Raw genomic sequence first — 20,438 nt, 5'->3', positions numbered from 1 at the left:
ACGATCGAAGGTCGAGGTCGCCGGGCCCATCCGGCCGGTCACCGCCTACGCGCTGTCCGTGGGGCGCAGGCAGCCCGCCTCCCCGCAGCTCTCTCTAACCCCTTATTGCGAGGAACACCCATGTTGAACGCCCTGTGGAACCCGACCACCGTCGGGAAGATCGCCCTGCCGCACCGACTGGCCATGGCCCCCTTGACCCGGAACCGGTCCACCCCGAACGGCGCGCCCACCGAGCTGAACGCCGAGTACTACGCCCAGCGCGCCTCGCACGCCCTCATCATCACCGAGGGCACCCAGCCCAACGCCGACGGCCAGGGCTACCTGCTCACCCCCGGCATCCACTCCGAGGAGCACATCGCCGGCTGGCGCAAGGTCACCGACGCCGTACACAAGGCCGACGGACGCATCATCATCCAGCTGATGCACACCGGGCGGATGTCCCACCCCGACAACACCCCTCACCACCGGCAGCCGGTCGCCCCCTCCGCAGTCCAGCCGGCGGGCGAGATGTTCACCGCGTCCGGCCTCCAGGAGATGCCGGTACCGCGCGAGCTGTCCACCGAGGAAGTCGTCGCGACGGTCGACGACTACCGCCGCGCCGCCGCGGCCGCCATCGCGGCCGGCGCCGACGGCGTCGAGATCCACAGCGCCAACGGCTACCTCCCGCACCAGTTCCTCGCCACCAACACCAACCAGCGCACCGACCAGTACGGCGGCTCCATCGAGAACCGCATCCGCTTCGCCGTCGAGGCCGCCACCGTCGTGAGCGACGAGATCGGCGCCAGTCGTACCGGCATCCGGATCTCCCCCGGCAACCCCTACAACGACATCGCCGAGAGCGACACCCACGAGCTGTACCCCGCCCTCGTACGTGCTCTCGCCCCGCTCAACCTCGCCTACCTGCACATCCTCCACGGCGGCGACGACGAACTCCTGTACACGCTCCGCAAGTTGTGGCCGAACACCTTGGTTCTCAACCGGGCCGGCACCGACATCGCCACCCGCGCGAAGGACATCGAAGACGGCCTGGCCGACGTCGTCACCGTCGGCACCATGGCCCTCGCCAACCCCGACCTGGTCGAGCGCGTACGCACCGGCGCGCCGCTGAACACCCCCGACCCCGACACCTTCTACGGAGGCGGCGAGGCCGGCTACACCGACTACCCCACTCACACAGCCTGACAACCCCCACCCTCACCGCCTGACAAACCCCACCCTCACCGCCTGACAAACCCCGGCCATACCGGTGCTGGCGGGCCCGTACGCCCAAATCGTCCCAAGGAGGTACCACGTGACTGAGCACGCTGCTGTTGAACTGAGCCCGGAAGCGACCGAGTTCGCGGAATGGCTGGCCACAGGGCAGAGTCCCCCGTCCGAGTTGGATGCGGCGCGCATCCAGGCGGAGCAAGTCCATCTCGCGGCCCGGGAGCCGGAAGGCGTCACCTACCGGGAGGTGGACGCGGGTGGCGTGCTGGGAATCTGGTGCGAACCCGTCGACGCCAACACCGACTACGTCCTCCTGCACACGCACGCCGGAGGCTCCGTTCTGGCGTCGGCACACGTCGACCGAAAGCTCGCCGGCCATATCGCCAAGGCCACCGGGGCCCCCGTACTGGTCCTGGACTTCCGGCGAGCACCGGAACACAAGTACCCGGCTCAGGTGGACGACGCGGAGGCGGCCTTCAACTGGCTGCTCTCCGAAGGGTATGAGCCGGCCAACATCATCACGATCGGCCACTCGATCGGCGGGTTCATCGCCGTCGCCCTGGCGCTTCGCCTCCGCGACAAGAAGCAGCTGCTGCCCGGCGCCATCGTGTCGATCTCCCCCTGGTGCGACCTCGAGATCGCCAACGAGACCATCGCGGCCAACGCCGAGACGGACAAGATTCTCAGCAAGGATCTGCTGGAGTTCTTCCGGGATGCCTGGATCGGCGGCACGGGCATCGAGTTCACGGACACCCGGATCAATCTGAACCGGGCGGACTTGAGCGGTCTCCCTCCGACCCTCGTCTCCTGGGGAACGTACGAGGTCCTGGCCGGCGAGGACGAGGAGTTCGCCGCCCGCCTCAAGGACGCCGGAATCGACACGGCGACCGTGGTGGTCCCGGGAGGCCAGCACTCGTACGTCTACGGTGCCGGCCGAATTCCGGAGACCGACGCCGCCATCGCACAGATCGGCGCGTGGGTCCGGGAGAAGACGAAGATCTGACCTGAGCGGGGCCGGGGAAGTGCGGGTGCGTTCCCGCGCTTCCCCGGCCCCGCTTAGCGGTCCGGGCGCGGCATTTGCAAGATCCGCGCGTCTGCCGGATCGGGACGGTGGCCGGACGCCGACATGGCCTGCGGTGGCGCGCAGATCCGCGACGCCCGCGATCTCGTCCCGCTCCGGCAGACGACGGCGGGGACGGCCGACCACGACGGCGGCTTCAGTACGCGTTGCGCGAGGCACTCGCCGACAAGCGCAACGCTCCGGACCGCCGCCCTCGGCAAGCATGACCGCCGGGGCCTGCGGCGACCCGGCCCCGGATCATGTCCGGTTTCCGCGCGGTGAAGCGATCCGAGAACGGCGGAGTACACGGCACTCAGCTGATGTCTCACCGCCGTCTGGCCCGCGACCGCGAGGCCGATGGCTCACGACCTTCAGGCCGGAGGCGGGCGCCTGTTCCCAGTCGGGCGGTGACGTCACGGGGAGTGAGGGCGGAGTGCTCCGCGGAGCACTCGACGACGACGCGGACCGGGGCGTCGCAGTCGGTGTGGCGGACGTCCAGTACGGGGCCGTCGGCGTCGAGGGCGTACGTTTCGCCCCACTGGCTCAGTGCCATCAGGACGGGCCACAGGTCCCAACCCTTGCGGGTCAGGCGGTACTCGTTGCGGGAGCGCCTGCCGGGTTCCTGGTAGCGGACGGTCTTCAGGATGCCGGCCGCTGTCAGCTTGCGGAGGCGGTCGCTGAGGACGGCTTCCGACAGGCCGATGTGGCGGTGGAAGTCGTCGAAGCGGCGGACTCCGTTGACGGCGTCGCGCAGGATCAGCAGCGTCCATTTCTCCCCGATCACGTCGAGGGTGCGCTGGACGGGGCAGTTCTCCGTGCTCGCCTCAAGCCACTCCATTCCGCCATCGTACGAGCCTGGCTTCGTCATTGACAGTCAGGTGGGCGAAAGCCTAGCTTCACTTGAAAAAGTCAGCTGACAGTCAGAGGGAAGGGCGCCGGCCGTGGGGCGAACGCGTACGTACAACTGGGACGATCCCGCACTCTCGGCGGAGGCCGCCGGGCGCATGGCCGGCATCGACTTCCTGCGCGAACTGCAGGCGGGGCGGCTGCCGGCGCCTCCCATCAACTACACCCTCGACTTCGCCCTGGACGAGGTGGAGCCCGGCAGGGCGGTCTTCTCGCTGACGCCGGGGGAGGAGCACTACAACCCGATCGGCAGCGTGCACGGCGGTATCTTCGCCACCCTGCTCGACTCGGCGGCGGGCTGCGCCGTCCAGTCCACCCTCCCGCAGGGCATGGCGTACACCTCGCTCGACCTGACGGTGAAGTTCCTGCGACGGATCACGGTGGATTCGGGTACGGTGCGCGCCATCGGCACGGTGGTCAGCAAGGGCCGCCAAACCGCCCTCGCCCAGGCTCAGTTGGTCGACGCGACGGACCGACTCCTCGCCCATGCCACCAGCAGCTGCATGCTCTTCCCGGTGCCTCCCTCTCGGGTGTGACTCCGCAGGCAGGGTCCTCGGTCTGTGGGGGCAGCCGGGGCAACGGGGAGTGCATTGCGGCGAGGCGGTGACCGTCGCCGCTGCCGACTCTTTGGATTACGTTCGCAATACCATAGGCTGGTGAAGTCGGGGAAGGGCAACCGGCCCTTCTGGTCGGCGTAGGAGTGTGTGCTGTGGTGCGGTACGGGAAAGAGCACAAGTCGGAGACGAGGCGGCGGATCATCGAGACGGCGGGCCGCCGGCTCAAGCAAGACGGTATCGACGGCTCCGGGGTCTCGACGCTCATGAAGGACGCGGGGCTGACCAACGGGGCCTTCTACGCTCACTTCGAATCCAAGGATGACCTCGTCGCCACGGCAATCGCCGAGCAGTTGAAGGTGCAGGCCGAGGATGTCGTCGCGCGGGCCGCACCTGGCCGTGCCGGACTCGAGCAGATTGTGCGCGGTTACCTGTCGCCCCGGCACCGCGACAGCCTTGGCGACGGCTGCCCCAACGCCGCTCTGCTCGACGAGATCGGGCGCTGCACCGACACAACCAGGCAGGCGTACACCGACGGCGTGCTGGTCCTCGTCGAGGGCGTTGCCGCCCGCATGGCGCCCGAGGACCCGTCCTCCGCACGTGTGAAGGCGCTCAGCCTTCTCGGTCTGATGGCCGGGACACTGCAGCTTTCCCGCGCCTTGACCGACCGCCAACTCGCCGAAAAACTCCTCGATCAGGGGGTCAGCAACGCCCTCGCCCTGCTGGACGCCGAGCAGCGCGTCTGACGCACCACATCCCTGGCCCGGGGCCCTCCCGTCAGCGGCAGGCTGGGTGCGGATCCCCGCGTGACTGGACCTCAGCCTGCTGCGGGCAGAGCGTCAGGACCTCTGCGGCCGGCGGCGCCGACCGCGCGTGGCGGTGCTGGTCGTGCGGGCCTGACCAGTCCGGTGTCGTAAGCGAAGATCACGGCCTGGACGCGGTCGCGGGCGCCGATCTTGGCGAGGATGCGGCTGACGTGGGTCTTGACGGTGGATTCGGCCAGCGACAACCGTTCGCCGATCTCGGGGTTGGTCCAGCCGGAGGCAATGGCGGTCAGCACCTCGCGCTCGCGCTGGGTCAGGGATTCGCGGCGCAGCGACTCGCCGCGCATGGTGGCCGCGTCCACGGTGTCGATGGTCTGCGATTCGCGCTGGGGCAGGAAGACGAGCTGCCGGTTCTGGCCGGGGGCGCGGCCGGGCCGCCGGCTGGGAAAGACGTCGATGAGCTCGCGCGTCAGGCCGGGGGCGATGACCACGTCCCCGGCGGCCACGGACCGTGGGACGCGGGTGCCGGCAGTGGCTTGGGCGAGCGCAGCCCATTAAGGTTTCAAGCAAATGGACCTATACGGACGGCGCCCTGAGCAGGCAGCCCTAGACCGGATCCTTGACGGTGCTCGGCAAGGCGACGGGGCAACGCGGGTGCTGTGGGGTGACCCCGGCATCGGCAAGACCGCCCTGCTGGAATACGTGGCCGAGTCAGCGGCCGCGGACTTCACCGTCTTGCGATGCGGGGGCACTCGCCTGGAGTCGGGGCTGACGTTCGCCGCGCTGCACGAACTGCTGTGGCCGGTGACGGAGCGGATCGGCACGCTCCCGGAGCCGCAGGCCAACGCCTTGAACGGGGCGCTCGGTACCAGCAACGACGTGCCGGACCGGTTCCTGATCGGCGTGGCCGTACTGACGCTCGTCGGCGAGCTGGCCAAGGAACGGCCGGTGCTGATCATCGCCGACGACGCCCAATGGCTGGACGAGCCGTCCGCAGAGTGCCTGGCCTTCGTCGCGCGCCGACTGCGCAACGAGCCCGTGGTCATGCTCCTCACCGGACACGACGACCCTGTCGACGGCCTCTGGGAGAAACTGGCGGCCATGGAGGTCCGGGAGCTGGGCGACGAGGACGCCCGGCTCCTCGCCCGTGCCGTCGCTCCCCAAGCGGACGAGTCGGTGATCCGCCGCACGATCCGCGCGGCCGCAGGCAATCCCCTCGCACTCCACGAACTGCCTACTTCCATGGCGGCCGGCGACCTCTCGACGCACCCTCTCGCCGATGAGCAGATCGCCGTCGGGCCACGCCTGCGCCGCGCCTTCCGCGCCCGCATCGAGAGGCTGTCCGCGCCCGCTCGCACCGCGCTCCTGCTCGCCGCCGCCGATGACCCCAGCGATCGCAACACCGTGCGCCAGGCCGGTGATGTGCTCGGCCTCGACTCGGCCGCCTGGGACGAAGCGCTGCACTCGGGCCTGCTCACCATGCGCTCGGACGGGCGGATCTGTTTCCGTCACCAGCTGATGGCGGCGGTGGTCTACGAGGAGGCGCCGCCCGCGAACCGCCAGGCCGTTCATCGCGCGCTCGCCTCCGTACTGACCGGTGAGAACGCCGACGAACTGCGCCCCTGGCACCTCGCCGCGGCTTTGGAAGCCGTGGGCCGGCTCGACGAGGAGGTGGCCCGGCTGCTGGAGGAGTCGGCCCACCGGTCCTGGGCGCGTGGCGGCTGCGCCACGGCGGCTCGTGCCCTGCGGCGTGCGGCGAAGCTGTCCCCCTCGACGGACGACGCGGCCAGACGGCTGGCTCACGGAGCGAGGGCGGCCTGGGAGGCCGGCCACGTCGACGTGGCGCGCGGCATGCTGGAGCGGGCCGAAAGGCTTTCCTCCGCGGCCACGGTCGCGGAGCTCAGCGAGGGGCTGCGCGGGCTGATCGAGTTCGCGCACGGCAATGCGGAAGCCGCCTGCCGTCAGCTGACCCGGGACATGGAGCAGGTGGCCGATCCCGGGCAGGCGTTCAGACTCGGCAGCATGGCGCTACGGGCGGCGTGGGCGGCCAGTCATGGTGAACTGCAGCGCCAGGCGCTCCAACGGCTTGATCGGCGGCTCCCGCGAGGGGACTTCCCGAACGCCGATCTGCTGCCGTTGCTGCGCCAATGGTGGACGGAGGACGGGGGCGGCGCCGCCGCTGACCGCGACCAGGCCGTGGCCCCCGTTGCTGAGATCCTCACCCGGCTCAGCGGCAGTTCCTGGCTCCTGATGCCACCGGCACCGCTGGCGGTGGCCTGGGGCATCGAGTCCGCCCTGCAGGAGGCGCTCCGCCGCGAGATCGACACGCTGCGGCACACGGACCAGGTCACCGCCCTGACCCAGGCGCTGGCCCAGACGGTGGCGCCCGACATCGCGCAAGGCTCCTGGACCTCGGCCAAGGCGAACGCCCTTGAAGGGCTCCAAGTGGCCGAGGGGACCGGCGACGACCACTTGGCGGAGCAGTGCCGCACCGGTCTCGGATGGCTGGCAGCCGCGCAAGGCGATGAGCGGACCGTCAGGGACGTCGCCGACCGGACCATCGAGGTATGGGTGCCGCGTGGGGTGCGCGTCTTCAGTGCCTGCGCGGAGTGGAACCTCGGCATGTCGGCGCTCTTCGCCGGCCGGGCCGAGGAGGCGCTGGACCGCCTGGTCCGGCTGAGCGAGGACGGACACCACGCGGCGAACGCCACTGTCGCGCTGCTCGCCGCGCCGGACACCGCCGAGGCCGCCCTCCAGGCCGGGCAGCGGGCGACGGCCGAGGAACAGGCGCGGCTGCTGCGGCGGTGGGCCGAGCGGACCAACGCGGCGTGGGCGGTCTCCGCGACGCACCTTGTCCATGCCCTGCTGGCGTCCGGAGCGGCTGCGGAGAAGCAGTTCCGGCTTGCGCTGGAGGTCCCCGGAGCCGCGTCGCGGCCCTTCGCCCACGCCCGTACGCGCCTGCTGTACGGCGAGTGGCTGCGGCGCACTCGTCGTCGTACCGACGCCCGGACACAGCTGGCCGAAGCCGCGGAGACCTTCCGGCGACTGGACGCGGCTCCGTTGCTCGCCCGCACCCGGGCCGAACAGGAGCTGACCGGGCAGCAACCGCGCCGGGACTCCGCGCGGACACGAGCAGGGGACACGTCAACGACCCTCACGGCGCAGGAGTTGAGAGTCGTACGCCTGGCCGCGCAGGGACTTACCAACCGGGAGATCGGGGCACAACTGCTGATCAGTCCTCGTACGGTGGCTCATCATCTGGCGAACGTGTTCCCCAAGCTCGGCATCGTCTCGCGCGCTGACCTCGCGCGCATCGACTTCGAGGACGGGCTGCGATTGATGGGGTGACCGGCGGTATCCCGGGGTCGCCCGGGTGGCTGGCCGATGCCCGGATTCTTGACCTGGTGTTCTTGGACGTACCTAACCGGGGGTACATGGACGGGATGGTCGGCCGCTCAGTGCGTGGCGACTTCCTGCGTTCCCTGGGCGCGGACGAGGCCATCGATTACCACACGGTCGACTTCACCGAGGCTGTCAAGGACGTCGACGTGGTCCTCGACCCGGTCTCGTTGGACACCGCCGCCCGCGCTCGCTCCCTCGCCGTGCTGCGCCCGGGCGGCACACTCGTCTCGATCCTTCCGGTAGCACCCGTGGGCCCCGACGAACTGGCCGACATCGCCGAGCGGGGCATCCGCTTCGAGTCCCTCCTCGTCGAGGCCGACCGCGCCGGCATGCAAGCCATCGCCGACCTCGTCGAAACCGGCGCCCTGCGCGCCCACATCGAGGCCACCTTCCCGCTGGCCGAGGCCGCCAAGGCCCACATCCTCGGTGAGACCGGCCGCACCACCGGCAAGATCGTGCTGACGGTGGAGGGGACGGTGAAGAAGCAGATACGGGCAGGCACGTGCGCTGAAGGGCGCGTTGTGGGCCGACCGAACGTGAAGGCAGACCGAGTCCATACGTGGGCGTTGGGGTCGGGTGAGACTCCACGGGGACCTCGACGCAGACAGCTCGACCGCATGGGCAGCTCCCTGACGGATACGGTGACGGATCCGCTTCCCTCTCTTCATCCGTAACGTCGGGGATGTAGGCAGCGACAGGGCCCCGCCAGGGCGTGACGCCCTGGCGTCCATTGGCCTCCGTCGGACATGACGGTCCGTCGAATTTCTCCGGCGGGGGGTCGTTTCGGCTCCTGCGACTACTTGTCGGAAGGCCGAACCCACGAAAACGTCCCCCCACCAAAGATGGAGACCCTGCTCGTCCAACCCACCTGTTCGACCCGATTCCGCTGTCCATCACCGGGGCGGAGCCGCTCCGTCCATCCACATCGGAGAAACACATGTCTTCCTCGAACGTCGAGACCCCAACGTCCACCGCCGACTTGCACCGGCTTGCCGATGAGTACGTCAGGCGCGTCAACCTGCGTGACCTCGACGCCCTGTTCGCCCTGTACGCGCCGGACTTCCGCTCCCACGCCGCCGACGGCACCACCACCGGCGTCGAGGAGACCCGCGCGGTGCTGACGTCGTTCCTCGAAGCGGTCCCCGACATGGCCGCCGCGCCGGTCCGTGTCGTCGCCGAGGACGACTGGTTCGCGATCAGCTTCATCCTCACCGGCACGAACACCGGGTCCTTCAACGGCACTCCCGCCACCGGCCGATCGATCGAGGTGCTGGAGGTCCGCATGTTCAAGGTGGCCGACGGGAAGCTCACCGACCACTGGGGCCTCATCGACCTGGCGACGCTCTTCGCCCAGTTGCAGTCCTGAAAGGCAACACCATGAGCACGCCATCGACCGCCGCGCAACCGGACGTGACGAAGCACTTCACGTCCTCGATCCTGTTGTGGGTGCGCACCGACCAGCCCCGTCAGACCGGCATGGACTACTGGAAGGGCCCGCACTCAGGGATCATCTCCGCCACCCCGGGCCTGGAGGAGTACCGCCAGATCCACCTCGCCGAGCACAACCCGGGCCGGTGGCCGGCGACCGGCGGAGTGGAGACCTCGATTCCCATCGACCGGAAGATCGACGGCGTCGCGGAAGTCACCTTTCAATCGGCCCTTGCGCCCGCGCAGGGGCGCAAGCAGACGAAGCTGGCCTACCAGGACGAGATCAACGTGTTCCGCCGCACCCTGCTCTACGCCGGCCCGCCGAACTCATCCCGCTGGTATGACGTCGCAGGCCCGGGCGAGAAGGTCGGTGCCCGAGTCCTGGTCTACCTGCGCCGCAGAGACGGGGCCGGCGCAGGTGAGTTCCGGAAGTTCGTCAAGAAGCAGCTCGTCCCCGCACTCACCGGCACCGGAGTGCTGAAGGAACTGCGCACCCAGACGTTCCTGCCCTGGATCGAAAAGCTCTGGGACACCCCGAACGTCGCCCACGACAACCCCCACGACCAGCACTTCCACGCCTCCCTCATCCTCGGGTTCACCGACACCGCAGCACGGGACGCCTTCTTCACCGGCAACGTGATCCAGGACCTGTCCGACCAGCTGGCACCGCTGGTCTCCGCGATCCACGCCTACGACGTCACCGCCGCCCTCACCTACGTCAAGAAAGGCGAGATCCTCCCGCACTACCAGCAGTGAGCGGCAACGGCCGGGAGGACGACCGCCGGACCTGCTCGGTAATCCATCCGCCCCAGGCGCCGACACTGCTGCGCAGTGACAGCCGGGACTGCGCCACCAGTCCCGGATCTTTCTCCGATCGCCGGACGTGACCCCTTGCCATCGACCGACGACCACCATATGGTCGTACGACCGTAAGGCTTACGAACGTAATTCAAAACCAAGGGAGCTCGTGATGGCGACAACTCGGCCGGTGGCACTCGTGACAGGTGCCTCATCGGGGATTGGCAAGGAGGCGGCCCGCGCCCTCGTCGGTGCGGGTTTCGAGGTGATCGGCACCGGCCGCAGGACCTCCGGGCTCACCCCGCCCGCCGGAGTGACGTACCTCGATCTCGACGTGGGCAGTGACGACTCGGCCACCGCCGCGGTCGCGGAGGTGATTGAGAAGTTCGGGCGCATCGACGTCCTGGTCAACAACGCCGGTATCGGCTCGGCGGGCGCCGTCGAGGAGAACTCCGTCGCCCAGGCCCAGAGCGTCCTCAACATCAACGTTCTCGGTGTCATCCGAATGACGAAGGCCGTTCTGCCGCACATGCGCGCCCAGGGCAGTGGACGCGTCATCAACATCTCGTCCGTCCTCGGAGTCGCCCCTCAGCCCTTCATGGCTCTCTATGTCGCGTCGAAGCACGCCATCGAGGGCTACTCCGAGTCCCTGGACCACGAGGTCCGCGAGCACGGCATCCGGGTCCTCCTCGTCCAGCCCGCCTACACCAAGACCAGCTTCGACACGAACGCCGCACAGCCCGACACCCCGCTGCCCCTGTACGCGGAGCGACGGCGCGACTTCGACGAGATGATCGCGCAGGCGATGAAGGACGGCGACGACCCCGCCGTCGTCGCCAAAGTGATCGTCAGCGCGGCCACCGACAAGAAGCCGAAGCTGCGTTACACCGCCGGCCCGCTGGCCTCGCGCGTCAGCGCGGCGCGCCGCCTCGTCCCCGCCGGAACGTTCGACAAGCAGATCCGCAAGACCAACCGCCTGCCCGGCTGACCTCCCGGTCCGGCTTCGAGGGCGCCGGCTCCGCCCGTATGTCTCCGCTGTGCCCGACATCGCTGATGTCTCCGCTGTGTCCGGCATTGCTGGTGTCTCCGACATGTCTGATGTCGCCGAAAGTTCGTTGATCAGTCACTCGTTGATTTGCCGAGGAGAGTCATGCAGCAGCAGCGCCAGCAAACGGCCCAGCGCAGTCCATCGGGCGCACGGCGTTTTCTGGAGAAGAACGCCGCCGTCGTGCTGGCGGTCACCGCGACGGCGGCCGTCCTGGGGTCGGCGCCGTCCGCGTCCGCAGGGACGGGACACTCGGGACACTCGGGACCCTCGTATCGCGGATCCGTTGTCACCGACGTACGCACCGCGGCGACGTTCGACTACGCCGCCGGCGAGATCCCCGAGAACATCACCGCCAACCCCGACGGCTCGGTGACCCTGTCCATGCTCGGCAGTTGCGCGGTGTGCGAGCGCACCCATGGGCCGCAGCTGATGCGTATCTCCGCCTCGGGAGAGCGCACGGTGCTCGTCACCGGGCAGGTGGGTGAGGCGATCAGCGGCAACGCCCGTGGCATCGACGGCACCGTCTACTACAGCGTGTGGGCCCCGGGCAACGCGGCCAGGAACGGCGTGTACGTGCTTGGTCCGGGCGGCGGCCCTCAGCGCATCGCCGCTCTGCCCGCCGACTCGGGCCCCAACGGGCTGGCCATCGATGCGGCCGGACGCACCCTCTACATCGCGGACAGCCTGAAGGGCATCATCTGGTCCGTTCCGGTCTCGGGCGGATCGGTGACCCCGTGGCTGACCGACGCCGCTCTCGCGCCGGTGCCGACCGAAGCCCTGCCGATCGGTGCCAACGGGCTCAGATTCCACAACGGCGCTCTGTGGGTCAGCAACTTCAACAAGGGAACACTGCTGCGGGTACCGGTCAGCGGCACCGGCGCGGCCGGTCCCATCCGCCTTGTCACGGGCGGCCTGCCCAACATCGACGATTTCAGCTTCCTGACCCCCCGCTCCGATGTGGTGTTCGCGGCGCAGAACGGCTCCTCCTCGCAGAACGGTCCGGACAGGGTCGTGGTGGTCTACCCGAACGGCACCTACAAGCCCGTCCTGACCAGCGCGGACGGTCTCGCCTCGCCTTCCGCGACCGCGGTCCGCGGCGACCGGCTGTACATCACCGACGGCGGAGTTCCCGAGCCCCACGACGCGAAACTGCAGACCGGGAGGATCAACTTCGCTGCTCTCCTTGCCCACGCGGCACACTGACTCGCCCAGGACGGCAGCCGGGGCGCACGCCCGGGCTGACTGCCGGCGGAATCGATTCGTTGTCGCGGCCTCGCTGTCATCGAGTGCGGCGCATCTCTTGCGGGCACATAGAATTACGGTCATACTTCAATAGTCGACGTGATGCTGAACAACTCAACCGAGCAGGGTTCTCACTCCTGCGGGCCTTCTGCCGTCGACCGAACTGACTGCAGTCGCAGTCCAGAAACCCCCATGTAGAAGGGCACGGCCATGAATGACGCACAGGGAGTACGAGGCGACGCGGTGAGGTCGTACAAGAACGCACCGACCCGCACCCTCACCGCCGGGGGAGTGACCTTCGCCTACCGCGACCTCGGTCCCCGGACTGGCGTCCCGGTGGTCTTCATCAATCACCTTGCCGCGGTCCTCGACAACTGGGACCCCCGGGTCGTCGACGGCATCGCCGCCAGGCATCGCGTCATCACCTTCGACAACAGGGGTGTCGGCGCCTCCAGCGGCTCGACGCCGAAGGCCATCGAGGAGATGGCGAAGGATGCCGTCACCTTCATCCGCGGACTCGGCCTCGACCATGTCGACATTCACGGCTTCTCGATGGGCGGCATGATCGCCCAGGTGATCGCGCAGACCGAACCGCGGCTTGTCCGCAAGCTGATCCTCACGGGCACCGGCCCCGCGGGCGGTGAGGGCATCAAGAACGTGACTCGACTGTCCCATCTCGACACCGTCCGGGGCCTGTTCACCCTCCAGGACCCGAAGCAGTTCCTCTTCTTCACCCGCACTGCGAACGGGCGCCGAGCCGGAAAGCAGTTCCTGGCCCGCCTCAAGGAGCGCACCCGCGACCGGGACAAGGCGATCTCCCTCACGTCGTACTTCGCCCAGCTCAAGGCCATCCACCGCTGGGGGCTCGCGCAGCCCCAGGACCTCTCGGTCATCCATCAGCCCGTGCTCGTCGCCAACGGCGAGAGCGACCGGATGGTGCCGACGAAGAACTCGTTCGAACTGGCCCGGCGACTGCCGAACGCCGACGTGGTCGTCTACCCCGACGCCGGCCACGGAGGCATTTTCCAGTTCCACGAGCAGTTCGTGACGGAAGCCCTCAACTTCCTTGAGCGGTAGTGGGTTTCGGGGACGGGCGGCGCGTGCGCAGGGGGTGGTGTTGAAGGCTTCTCCGGCCAGGGTGGTCGGCACCCGTCAACGCTCGGCTCAATGCTTCTCGTGTGCGGCCAGGTCGAGTGGCCGATCGTGGCACCGAAGGCTGAGTATCTCAAAGTAAACTCAAACGGTTACCATCGCTCCCATGGATGCGTGGACCGAAATTCTCGAAGACACCGGCATGGACCCCCGACTCGACCGGGACACGTCCAACTGCTCGATCGCGCGGACTCTTGAGATCGTGGGTGAGAAGTGGACGATCCTGATCCTGCGCGAGATCTGGTACGGCTCGCACCGGTTCAGCGACATCGAACGGGTCCTCGGCTGTCCTCGCAACCTCCTCGCGACGCGGCTCAAGATGCTGGTGGAGGAAGGGATCCTGGCGACCGAGACGTACAAGGAGCCCGGTTCGCGGAGTCGGCCGAAGTATGTGATCACCGCTAAGGGAATCGATCTGGTGCCGGCCGTGATGGGGCTGCTGCAGTGGGGTGACCGTTACCGCGCCGACCCGGAGGGGCCGGCCGTACTGGCGCGACACCGTGAGTGCGGCGCGCACGTCGGCGTCGAGATTCGCTGCGAGCAAGGCCACCCGGTGCAAGCGAAGGACATCGAGAGCGTCCCCGGCCCCGCCTTTCGTATGAGGTCGCCCGAGTGAGCTGAGGACTCCTTCCGTCAGCTTTCCGTAATCCGGCCGCTCTGTCGTGTACGTGCCTGATGGGAGGCGGACCTTGGTGCGGTTTCCGCCGCGGGACATGGAGCACCAGCGGCGCCTGACGTAGCTCAGAGCCCGGGGCAGGGGCAGGCGAAGTCGGCCATGCGGCCGAAGAGTTGGGGGCCGTCGAGCGGGGGCAGCGAGGCGTCGAGCTCGCGGTAGACGGTGTGCACGTTGACGGCTAGGCGTTCGCTCTCGTCGAGGTCGGCGAAACCTCCGAGGTTGATGTCACGTGCGGCCGCCTCGGCGGGCATCCCGGCGCTGAAGCGGGCGGTGGCCTGTTCGTGGACGTACGACAGGTAGTCGTGGACGGTGCGGACTGCCTCCTTTGTGGTGACCGGGCCGTGGCCGGGCACGATGGTGTCCACGTCGAGGCTGAGGAGCAGGTCGCAGGCGGTGAGCCAGTTGGCGAACGGGCCGTGCCATATGACCGGCGTGGAACCGGCGAAGACGATGTCTCCGGTGTAGACGGTCCGCGCACGCGGTACGTGGACGATCGTGTCCCCGGCGCTGTGTGCGGGGCCCACGTCGATCAGATGGACCTCCGTCCCGCCGATGTCGAGGACCGTCTCGCCGTCGAACACCCGGTGCGGAAGCAGGGGTTGGATGCCGGAGTAGTCGAAGCGGCCGAAGATCCGGCGGGCAAACCGTCCCGCGTCCGTGTCCGCGCCGGTCAGTGCCCGCATCTCGGCCGGGCCCACCTGCCGCATGTCGGTCAGCGAGCCACGGGCCGCGATGATCTCGGCGTGGGCCACGAGCTGGTTGCCGAACCAGTGGTCGCCGTTGCCATGGGTGTTGACCACGGTCGAGACGGGCGCGGCGTCGGTCACCGGCGCCAGCCCGTCGAGCATGGCCCGGGTGAGGCGCAGGTCGTAAAGGGTGTCGACGAGCAGGGACTCGCCCCGGCCGGTGACCAGCCCGGCGTTGCTCATACCCCATCCGGCCGCACCCGGTACCCACGCATGACAGCCATGGTCGAGGTCGATCCGGTCGGCTGGGGAAAGTACGGGAGCCACGCTGCCTCCTCCACGTCCCGAAGCAGCAAATTCGAGACTTAGATCTATCGATGGACTTGAGTCCATTCATGGGGCGTAATCTAAAGAGGTGGCTCGGGGAGGGTCAAGACCCGTGTATGCCTGTGCTGTACTGGGCCCATGACGATCTCTGAGGCGGGAGGCGACGCGCCCGCACAGGACGCCCCGCCCCTCGGGCGCCGCGAGCGGAAGCGGCAGCAGGTGCGTGACCAGCTGTACAGCGCCGCGGTGGGGCTGTTCGTCGCCCAGGGCTACGAGGCGACGACCATGGAGCAGATCGCCGAGTCCGCCGACGTCGCCCGGGCCACCGTCTTCAACCACTTCTCACAGAAGGTCGGCTTCCTGGAGGAGTGGGGCGTCCGCCGCCGAGCTCGAGTCGCCGCCATCCTCGGCCAGGAGCATGCCGAGGACCTGCCGGTCGGCGACCGGCTGCGCCGCTACCTGGGGGAGATGGCCGACCTCAACGTCACCTCCCGTGCGGAGACCACTGTCCTGATGGATGCCTCCGCGCGCTTCGGCCGCCTGCTTCAGGACCCCTCTCTGGAAACCGAACTCGCGAAGATCGTCGAGGAGGGGCGGCAGCGCGGAGAGATCCGGTCGCAGGTCGACCCTGAGCAGGCCGGCGCTCTGCTCGCGTCCTGCTATTTCTCCTCGGTCCTGCGCTGGATCCGCGAGGAGCCGGCGCCGTTCGACCTGCCCGGCCGCCTCGATGGGGCGCTCGACATCATCCTGCTGGGCATCCTCGCGCATCCGTGACCTGCGCAGAGGAGCGGAGGGGCGGGGGAGCGCCGCAGGGGCGTCATGGCTGCAGCTCCCGCAGGCGGTGCGTCCGTCGGTATCCCGCTCATGACGGGCGGTGGCCCCGCCCGGTTCGCCGTCGGCCGTGCGGCGCCTCCACCTCATCCTGGTGATCGGCGGACTTGAGAGCAGAATTGGACTTGAGTCCAGGAATTTTTGCTTGAAGTGTTGACGGTCATGTGGTCGCGGCTTATGTTCAACCCGTCGATCGGGCCGCAAGCCGCAAAGGCCCGCAAAGCGACTCTTCTTGCATCGTTTTCGTGCGCGCCGCGTCTCCTCCGGGTGCGTGTGCCTCTTCCCCCATGCCGTTCCCGCTCCGTATCCGGGAGGTTCCCGTGCGCCCTCGTACGCCCATTGCCGCTCTCACCATCGGTCTGGCGCTCACCGTCACAGCGTGTGGAGGCGGTTCGTCCGCGTCCTCCGCCGATGACGGCCCGATCGAGATCGGCATGATCACCTCGCTCACCGGTCAGCTCCAGACCCTCGGTACCGAGGGCCGCAAGGCCGCGGAGCTGGCGGTCGAGCAGATCAACAAGGACGGCGGGGTCCTCGGACGGAAGCTGGAGCTGACGGTCAAGGACGACAAGAGCCTGCCCGACCAGTCCGTACTGGCCTTCAACGCGTTCAAGGACCAGGGCGTGACCGCGGTCCTCGGCTCACCGTCCGCGGGGTCGGCGCTGGCCACGCTGCCCGCGGTGGACCGGGCGGAGATCCCGTACATCTCCCTGAGTCCGGCCGACGAGCAGGTGGCGCCCGTCCATCCGTACGTCTTCGTCGTCCCGGCCCTGGCCTCCGACTACGCCGAGCGGCTGTTGCAGTACTACAAGTCGGAGGGCGTCACCAAGCTGGCCGTGGCCTACGACACCAAGACCGCGTATCCGACCGCCGGCTACAAGGCGATGAAGGCGAAGGCCGGGGAGTACGGCATCAAGGTCGTCGCCACCGAGGAGATCCAGAGCACCGCGTCCGACTTCAGCGCCGTCTTCACGCACGTCAAGGGCACCGACGCCCAGGCGCTCGCGGTATGGGTGACCGGCCCCGCGTCCGTCGTCCTCACCAAGCAGTACGCCGCCTCGGGACTGGACGTCCCGATCTCCTTCACCGGCTCCCAGGCCAGCAAGTTGTGGCTCGACCCGGCCGGCAAGGCCGCCGAGGGCGCCATCGTCGCCGGTTCCATCGGCCTGGTCGGCGACACGCTGCCCGACGGAGCGCAGAAGAAGGCCATCGAGGCCGTCAACAAGCCGTTTACGCAGAAGTACAACTACCCGCCGCCGCAGTTCGCGCAGGACGGATACACCGGGGTCCAGCTGCTGGCCGCCGCCATCGAGAAGGCGAAGAGCACCGACCACGAGAAGATCCGGCAGGCGATGGAGGAGCTGACGCTCGCCACCCCGAACGGCACCTACCGCTACAGCGCGAAGGACCACTCGGGCCTGTCACCCGACTACATCTCGGTCAACGCCGTCACCGACGGCAAGTTCGTGCCGACCGTCTGGTCCAAGAGCGAGTTGGAGAAGGTGGCCAATTGAATCCTCCCCCAGCTGAAGCAGGGGGATTCCTGGCTCACGCTGCCTGCGGGTCAGCGACCCGACAGGTCTTCCACGATCAACACCAGCCGGGTTGGAACCAGCCCGGGTTCGTATCGCAAAGCTTGGAGGTGCATGTGCTGTCTTGGCTCTCGATCAGCACGGCGTACGCGCTTGGTTCTCGCAACGCACGGCAGGCAACTTACCCGACCGCGTGGGCGGTCCGGGGCATCCTCGGAGGAATCAGGTGACCGAGCCCCTGCTCCGGGTGAGCGGCCTGTCACGGTCGTTCGGCGGGGTGTACGCCGTGGACGGCGTCGACCTGACGGTAGAACGTACGAGCACCGTCGGAATCATCGGCCCCAACGGGGCGGGCAAGTCGACCCTGTTCAACCTGGTCAGCGGTCAACTGCCCGCCGAGCGGGGCGAGATCCGACTCGACGGACGACGCATCGACCGACTGCCGCCCCACCACAGAGCCCGCCTCGGGATCGCCATCGTCTTCCAGGGCGCCCGCACCTTCCACGGGATGAGCGTGCTGGAGAACGCGATGGTCGGCGCCCACGCCACCACCGGCGCCGGATTCGCGGCAGCCGCACTCAGGCTGCCGCGCCACCGCCGGGAGGAACGCCTGATCGCCGAGCGGGCACGCGAGGCGGTACGGCGGGTCGGGCTCGAGGACTGGGCGGACCGCCCCGCGGAGCTGCTGCCGCTCGGGCAGCAGCGCGCGCTCCAGGTCGCCCGCGCCCTGTGCGGGGAACCCACCCTGCTGCTCCTCGACGAACCCGCCTCCGGCCTGCGGGCCGGGGAACGGGACCGGCTCGCCGAGCTCATCGAGCAACTGCGTGCGGACGGACTCACCATCATGCTCGTCGAACACGACGTCGCCCTCGTCGGCCGCCTCGCCGACCGTGTCACCGTCCTGGACCTGGGCAGGGTCATCGCCGAGGGCACGCCGGACGAGATACGTACCGATCCGCGGGTCGTCACCGCGTATCTGGGCACGGAGGCGGCTGCATGAGCGCCTCGCAACCGCCCCGGAGTGATGTCGTCGATGCCGTCGAGGTACGCGACCTGGTGGTCCGCTACGGCGCGGCGACCGCCCTCGACAACGTCTCGCTGCGGGTCGCGCCCGGTGAGATGGTCGCCCTCGTCGGGCCCAACGGAGCCGGCAAGTCCACCCTGGTCAACACCCTGACCGGGATCCTGACACCGGCCTCCGGCAGCGTGGAGGTACGGGCCAGGATCGCCCAAGTACCCGAGGGGCGGCAGATGTTCGGCGACCTCACCGTCGACGACAATCTGCGCCTGGGCGCCTGGCAGCTGCCCGGCCGCGGCAAGAGCCGTCGCAAGCAGCGTGACACCTCATGGGTGTACGAACTCCTCCCGGACCTGGTGCGGGTACGCGACCGGAAGGCGGGCGGGCTGTCGGGAGGCCAGCAGCAGATGGTCGCCGTCGGACGCGCCCTGATGAGTCGGCCGGAGGTCCTCGTGATCGACGAGCTGTCTCTCGGCCTCGCGCCCCTCATCGTCGCGGACCTCGCCGAGCACCTGACCGAGCTCAACCGGGAGCAGGGCACGGCCGTTGTGCTCATCGAGCAGAACGCGCGGCTCGCCCTGGACCTGTGCAGCCGCGCCTACGTCCTGGAAGCGGGACGCATCGCCGCCGAGGGCGACAGCGCCGACCTGGCCGCCAGCCCCGACATCGCCCGGGCCTACCTCGGCGAGGCCCAGGCACTCCCGAGCCCTCCGGACGCTCAGGACGACCCGGGCCCGTACGCCCCACGCGCGGATGGCCCCGGCCCGGACGCCCCAGGTCCGGACGACCGGGCCACGGCCGACCCCGCACTCACGCCCGGCAAGGCCAAGACCGCCCGGGGCAACCAGGACACCGCCGTCCAGGCCGCGCAGGCCGCGACACGGGAGGCGAAATGAGCGACTTCCTCGTCTACCTCATCACCGGACTGGGCACCGGCTGCGGCATCGCGCTGATCGGCAGCGGCCTGGTGCTCATCCACCGGGTGACGCGTGTGGTCAACTTCGCTCAGGGCACCTTCGCCGTCGTCGGGGCGCTGACCGCCATCTCGCTCCTCGACACCGGCCTCCCGCACGGGCTCGCCGAAGTGCTCGGGGTCGCCGTCGCCGCCGTCGTGGGACTGCTCTGCGGCATGATCGCCATCGGGCGGCGGGGCACCTCGCCGCAGGCCGCGCTGATGGTCACCCTGGGCCTTGGCATTCTGGCGTACGCCGTGGAGGTCATGCTCTGGGGGGACCAGGGCCGGTCCTCCGAGGGGCTCTCCGGCGCTGTGACCGTGTTCGGCGCTCGTATCCAGACCCACTACCTGCTCATCATCGGCGTCACCGCGGCCGTATTCGCCGCGCTGGCCGCGCTGTTCGGCCGTACCGACGCCGGCAAGGCCCTCTCCGCCTGCTCCTCCAACCCGTACGCGGCCCGCGTCGTCGGGATCTCCGTCACCCGCATGGGGCTGATCGCCTTCGCCGTCGGCGGCGCTCTCGGCGGTCTGGCCGGCGTTCTGCTGGCGCCTATGAACTCGATGGCCTTCGACTCCGACGTGGCGCTGATCATCAACGGTTTCGCGGCGGCGGTCGTCGGGTCCATGCATCACATCGGCCGCACGCTGGCCGGTGCGCTGTTCCTCGGAGTGGCCGAAGCGATGGTCGCGGGCTATGGAAGCGCCACGTACCAGACCGTGGTGGCGCTGGGTCTGGTCCTGGCGCTGATGATCGGGCAGGCGGCCCGCACCCACAGCGTCGTGGCGGAGGCCGGATGACGCCTCATCAGTCCTCTGCGGGACGCCCGCTGCCCTCCGCGTACACCGGGCGTAC

General features: G+C 69.0%; 18 protein-coding genes and 2 pseudogenes. 17 read left to right on the top strand and 3 right to left on the bottom strand.

The window, feature by feature from the left end; genetic code table 11:
- Positions 1-120: 120 nt before the first annotated feature.
- Positions 121-1,182, top strand: a complete 1,062-nt coding sequence (locus tag OHT21_RS05755; protein ID WP_328767147.1) for an alkene reductase — start codon at positions 121-123, stop codon at positions 1,180-1,182.
- Positions 1,183-1,291: 109 nt separating this feature from the next.
- Positions 1,292-2,209: an alpha/beta hydrolase gene (locus tag OHT21_RS05750; protein ID WP_328767146.1), complete on the top strand. Its 918-nt coding sequence runs from the start codon at positions 1,292-1,294 to the stop codon at positions 2,207-2,209.
- Positions 2,210-2,591: 382 nt separating this feature from the next.
- On the opposite strand, the gene OHT21_RS05745 is transcribed toward OHT21_RS05750, so the two are convergent.
- Entirely contained in the window at positions 2,592-3,104 is a 513-nt protein-coding gene (locus OHT21_RS05745; RefSeq protein ID WP_328767145.1) for a winged helix-turn-helix transcriptional regulator, read from the bottom strand.
- 103 nt (positions 3,105-3,207) lie between these two features.
- Here OHT21_RS05745 and OHT21_RS05740 point away from each other — a divergent pair, with 103 nt between their 5' ends.
- Entirely contained in the window at positions 3,208-3,708 is a 501-nt protein-coding gene (locus tag OHT21_RS05740) for a PaaI family thioesterase (RefSeq protein WP_328767144.1), read from the top strand.
- Between the two features lie 173 nt (positions 3,709-3,881).
- On the top strand, positions 3,882-4,472 hold the full coding sequence (locus OHT21_RS05735) for a TetR/AcrR family transcriptional regulator (protein WP_328767143.1): 591 nt from the start codon (positions 3,882-3,884) through the stop codon (positions 4,470-4,472).
- A 143-nt stretch (positions 4,473-4,615) separates the two neighbouring features.
- Here OHT21_RS05735 and OHT21_RS05730 read toward each other — a convergent pair.
- Positions 4,616-5,002 (bottom strand): annotated as a pseudogene (locus OHT21_RS05730) (response regulator transcription factor); the annotation flags it as partial.
- Positions 5,003-5,060: 58 nt separating this feature from the next.
- Here OHT21_RS05730 and OHT21_RS05725 point away from each other — a divergent pair.
- The 8 genes and pseudogenes from OHT21_RS05725 to OHT21_RS05690 all read left to right on the top strand — a co-directional run bounded on the left by OHT21_RS05725 (position 5,061) and on the right by OHT21_RS05690 (position 14,176).
- Entirely contained in the window at positions 5,061-7,838 is a 2,778-nt protein-coding gene (locus OHT21_RS05725) for an ATP-binding protein (RefSeq protein ID WP_328767142.1), read from the top strand.
- A 119-nt stretch (positions 7,839-7,957) separates the two neighbouring features.
- Positions 7,958-8,362 (top strand): annotated as a pseudogene (locus tag OHT21_RS05720) (zinc-binding dehydrogenase); the annotation flags it as partial.
- A 467-nt stretch (positions 8,363-8,829) separates the two neighbouring features.
- On the top strand, positions 8,830-9,258 hold the full coding sequence (locus tag OHT21_RS05715) for an ester cyclase (RefSeq protein WP_328767141.1): 429 nt from the start codon (positions 8,830-8,832) through the stop codon (positions 9,256-9,258).
- A gap of 11 nt (positions 9,259-9,269) precedes the next feature.
- Positions 9,270-10,076, top strand: a complete 807-nt coding sequence (locus tag OHT21_RS05710; RefSeq protein WP_328767140.1) for a strictosidine synthase — start codon at positions 9,270-9,272, stop codon at positions 10,074-10,076.
- A gap of 214 nt (positions 10,077-10,290) precedes the next feature.
- Positions 10,291-11,106, top strand: coding sequence for an oxidoreductase (locus tag OHT21_RS05705; protein ID WP_328767139.1), 816 nt, complete (start codon positions 10,291-10,293; stop codon positions 11,104-11,106).
- Between the two features lie 162 nt (positions 11,107-11,268).
- Entirely contained in the window at positions 11,269-12,369 is a 1,101-nt protein-coding gene (locus tag OHT21_RS05700; RefSeq protein ID WP_328767138.1) for a hypothetical protein, read from the top strand.
- 249 nt (positions 12,370-12,618) lie between these two features.
- Complete coding sequence (locus OHT21_RS05695) at positions 12,619-13,485, top strand: alpha/beta fold hydrolase (RefSeq protein ID WP_328767137.1); 867 nt, start codon at positions 12,619-12,621, stop codon at positions 13,483-13,485.
- 217 nt (positions 13,486-13,702) lie between these two features.
- Positions 13,703-14,176: a winged helix-turn-helix transcriptional regulator gene (locus OHT21_RS05690; RefSeq protein ID WP_328773969.1), complete on the top strand. Its 474-nt coding sequence runs from the start codon at positions 13,703-13,705 to the stop codon at positions 14,174-14,176.
- A 125-nt stretch (positions 14,177-14,301) separates the two neighbouring features.
- On the opposite strand, the gene OHT21_RS05685 is transcribed toward OHT21_RS05690, so the two are convergent.
- On the bottom strand, positions 14,302-15,249 hold the full coding sequence (locus tag OHT21_RS05685) for an MBL fold metallo-hydrolase (protein ID WP_328767135.1): 948 nt from the start codon (positions 15,247-15,249) through the stop codon (positions 14,302-14,304).
- 138 nt (positions 15,250-15,387) lie between these two features.
- Between OHT21_RS05685 and OHT21_RS05680 the strand changes: the two genes are divergently transcribed.
- From OHT21_RS05680 to OHT21_RS05660, 5 genes are all read left to right on the top strand, one after another.
- Positions 15,388-16,023, top strand: a complete 636-nt coding sequence (locus OHT21_RS05680) for a TetR/AcrR family transcriptional regulator (RefSeq protein WP_328767134.1) — start codon at positions 15,388-15,390, stop codon at positions 16,021-16,023.
- Positions 16,024-16,400: 377 nt separating this feature from the next.
- Positions 16,401-17,594 (top strand): ABC transporter substrate-binding protein, encoded by a 1,194-nt coding sequence (locus tag OHT21_RS05675; RefSeq protein WP_328767133.1) that lies wholly within the window; start codon positions 16,401-16,403, stop codon positions 17,592-17,594.
- Positions 17,595-17,838: 244 nt separating this feature from the next.
- Complete coding sequence (locus tag OHT21_RS05670) at positions 17,839-18,612, top strand: ABC transporter ATP-binding protein (protein WP_328767132.1); 774 nt, start codon at positions 17,839-17,841, stop codon at positions 18,610-18,612.
- A complete protein-coding gene (locus tag OHT21_RS05665; RefSeq protein WP_328767131.1) occupies positions 18,609-19,526 on the top strand; it encodes an ABC transporter ATP-binding protein in 918 nt (305 codons plus the stop codon). Before OHT21_RS05670 ends, OHT21_RS05665 begins: the two co-directional genes overlap by 4 nt.
- Positions 19,523-20,383 carry a branched-chain amino acid ABC transporter permease gene (locus OHT21_RS05660; RefSeq protein WP_328767130.1) on the top strand — a complete coding sequence of 287 codons (861 nt, stop codon included), beginning with the start codon at positions 19,523-19,525 and terminating at the stop codon, positions 20,381-20,383. Before OHT21_RS05665 ends, OHT21_RS05660 begins: the two co-directional genes overlap by 4 nt.
- Positions 20,384-20,438 lie beyond the last annotated feature (55 nt).

Source organism: Streptomyces sp. NBC_00286 (assembly GCF_036173125.1).
Taxonomy (GTDB): domain Bacteria; phylum Actinomycetota; class Actinomycetes; order Streptomycetales; family Streptomycetaceae; genus Streptomyces.
Note: the sequence above shows the minus strand (reverse complement) of the source record. Positions and strands in the feature narration are given on the sequence as shown.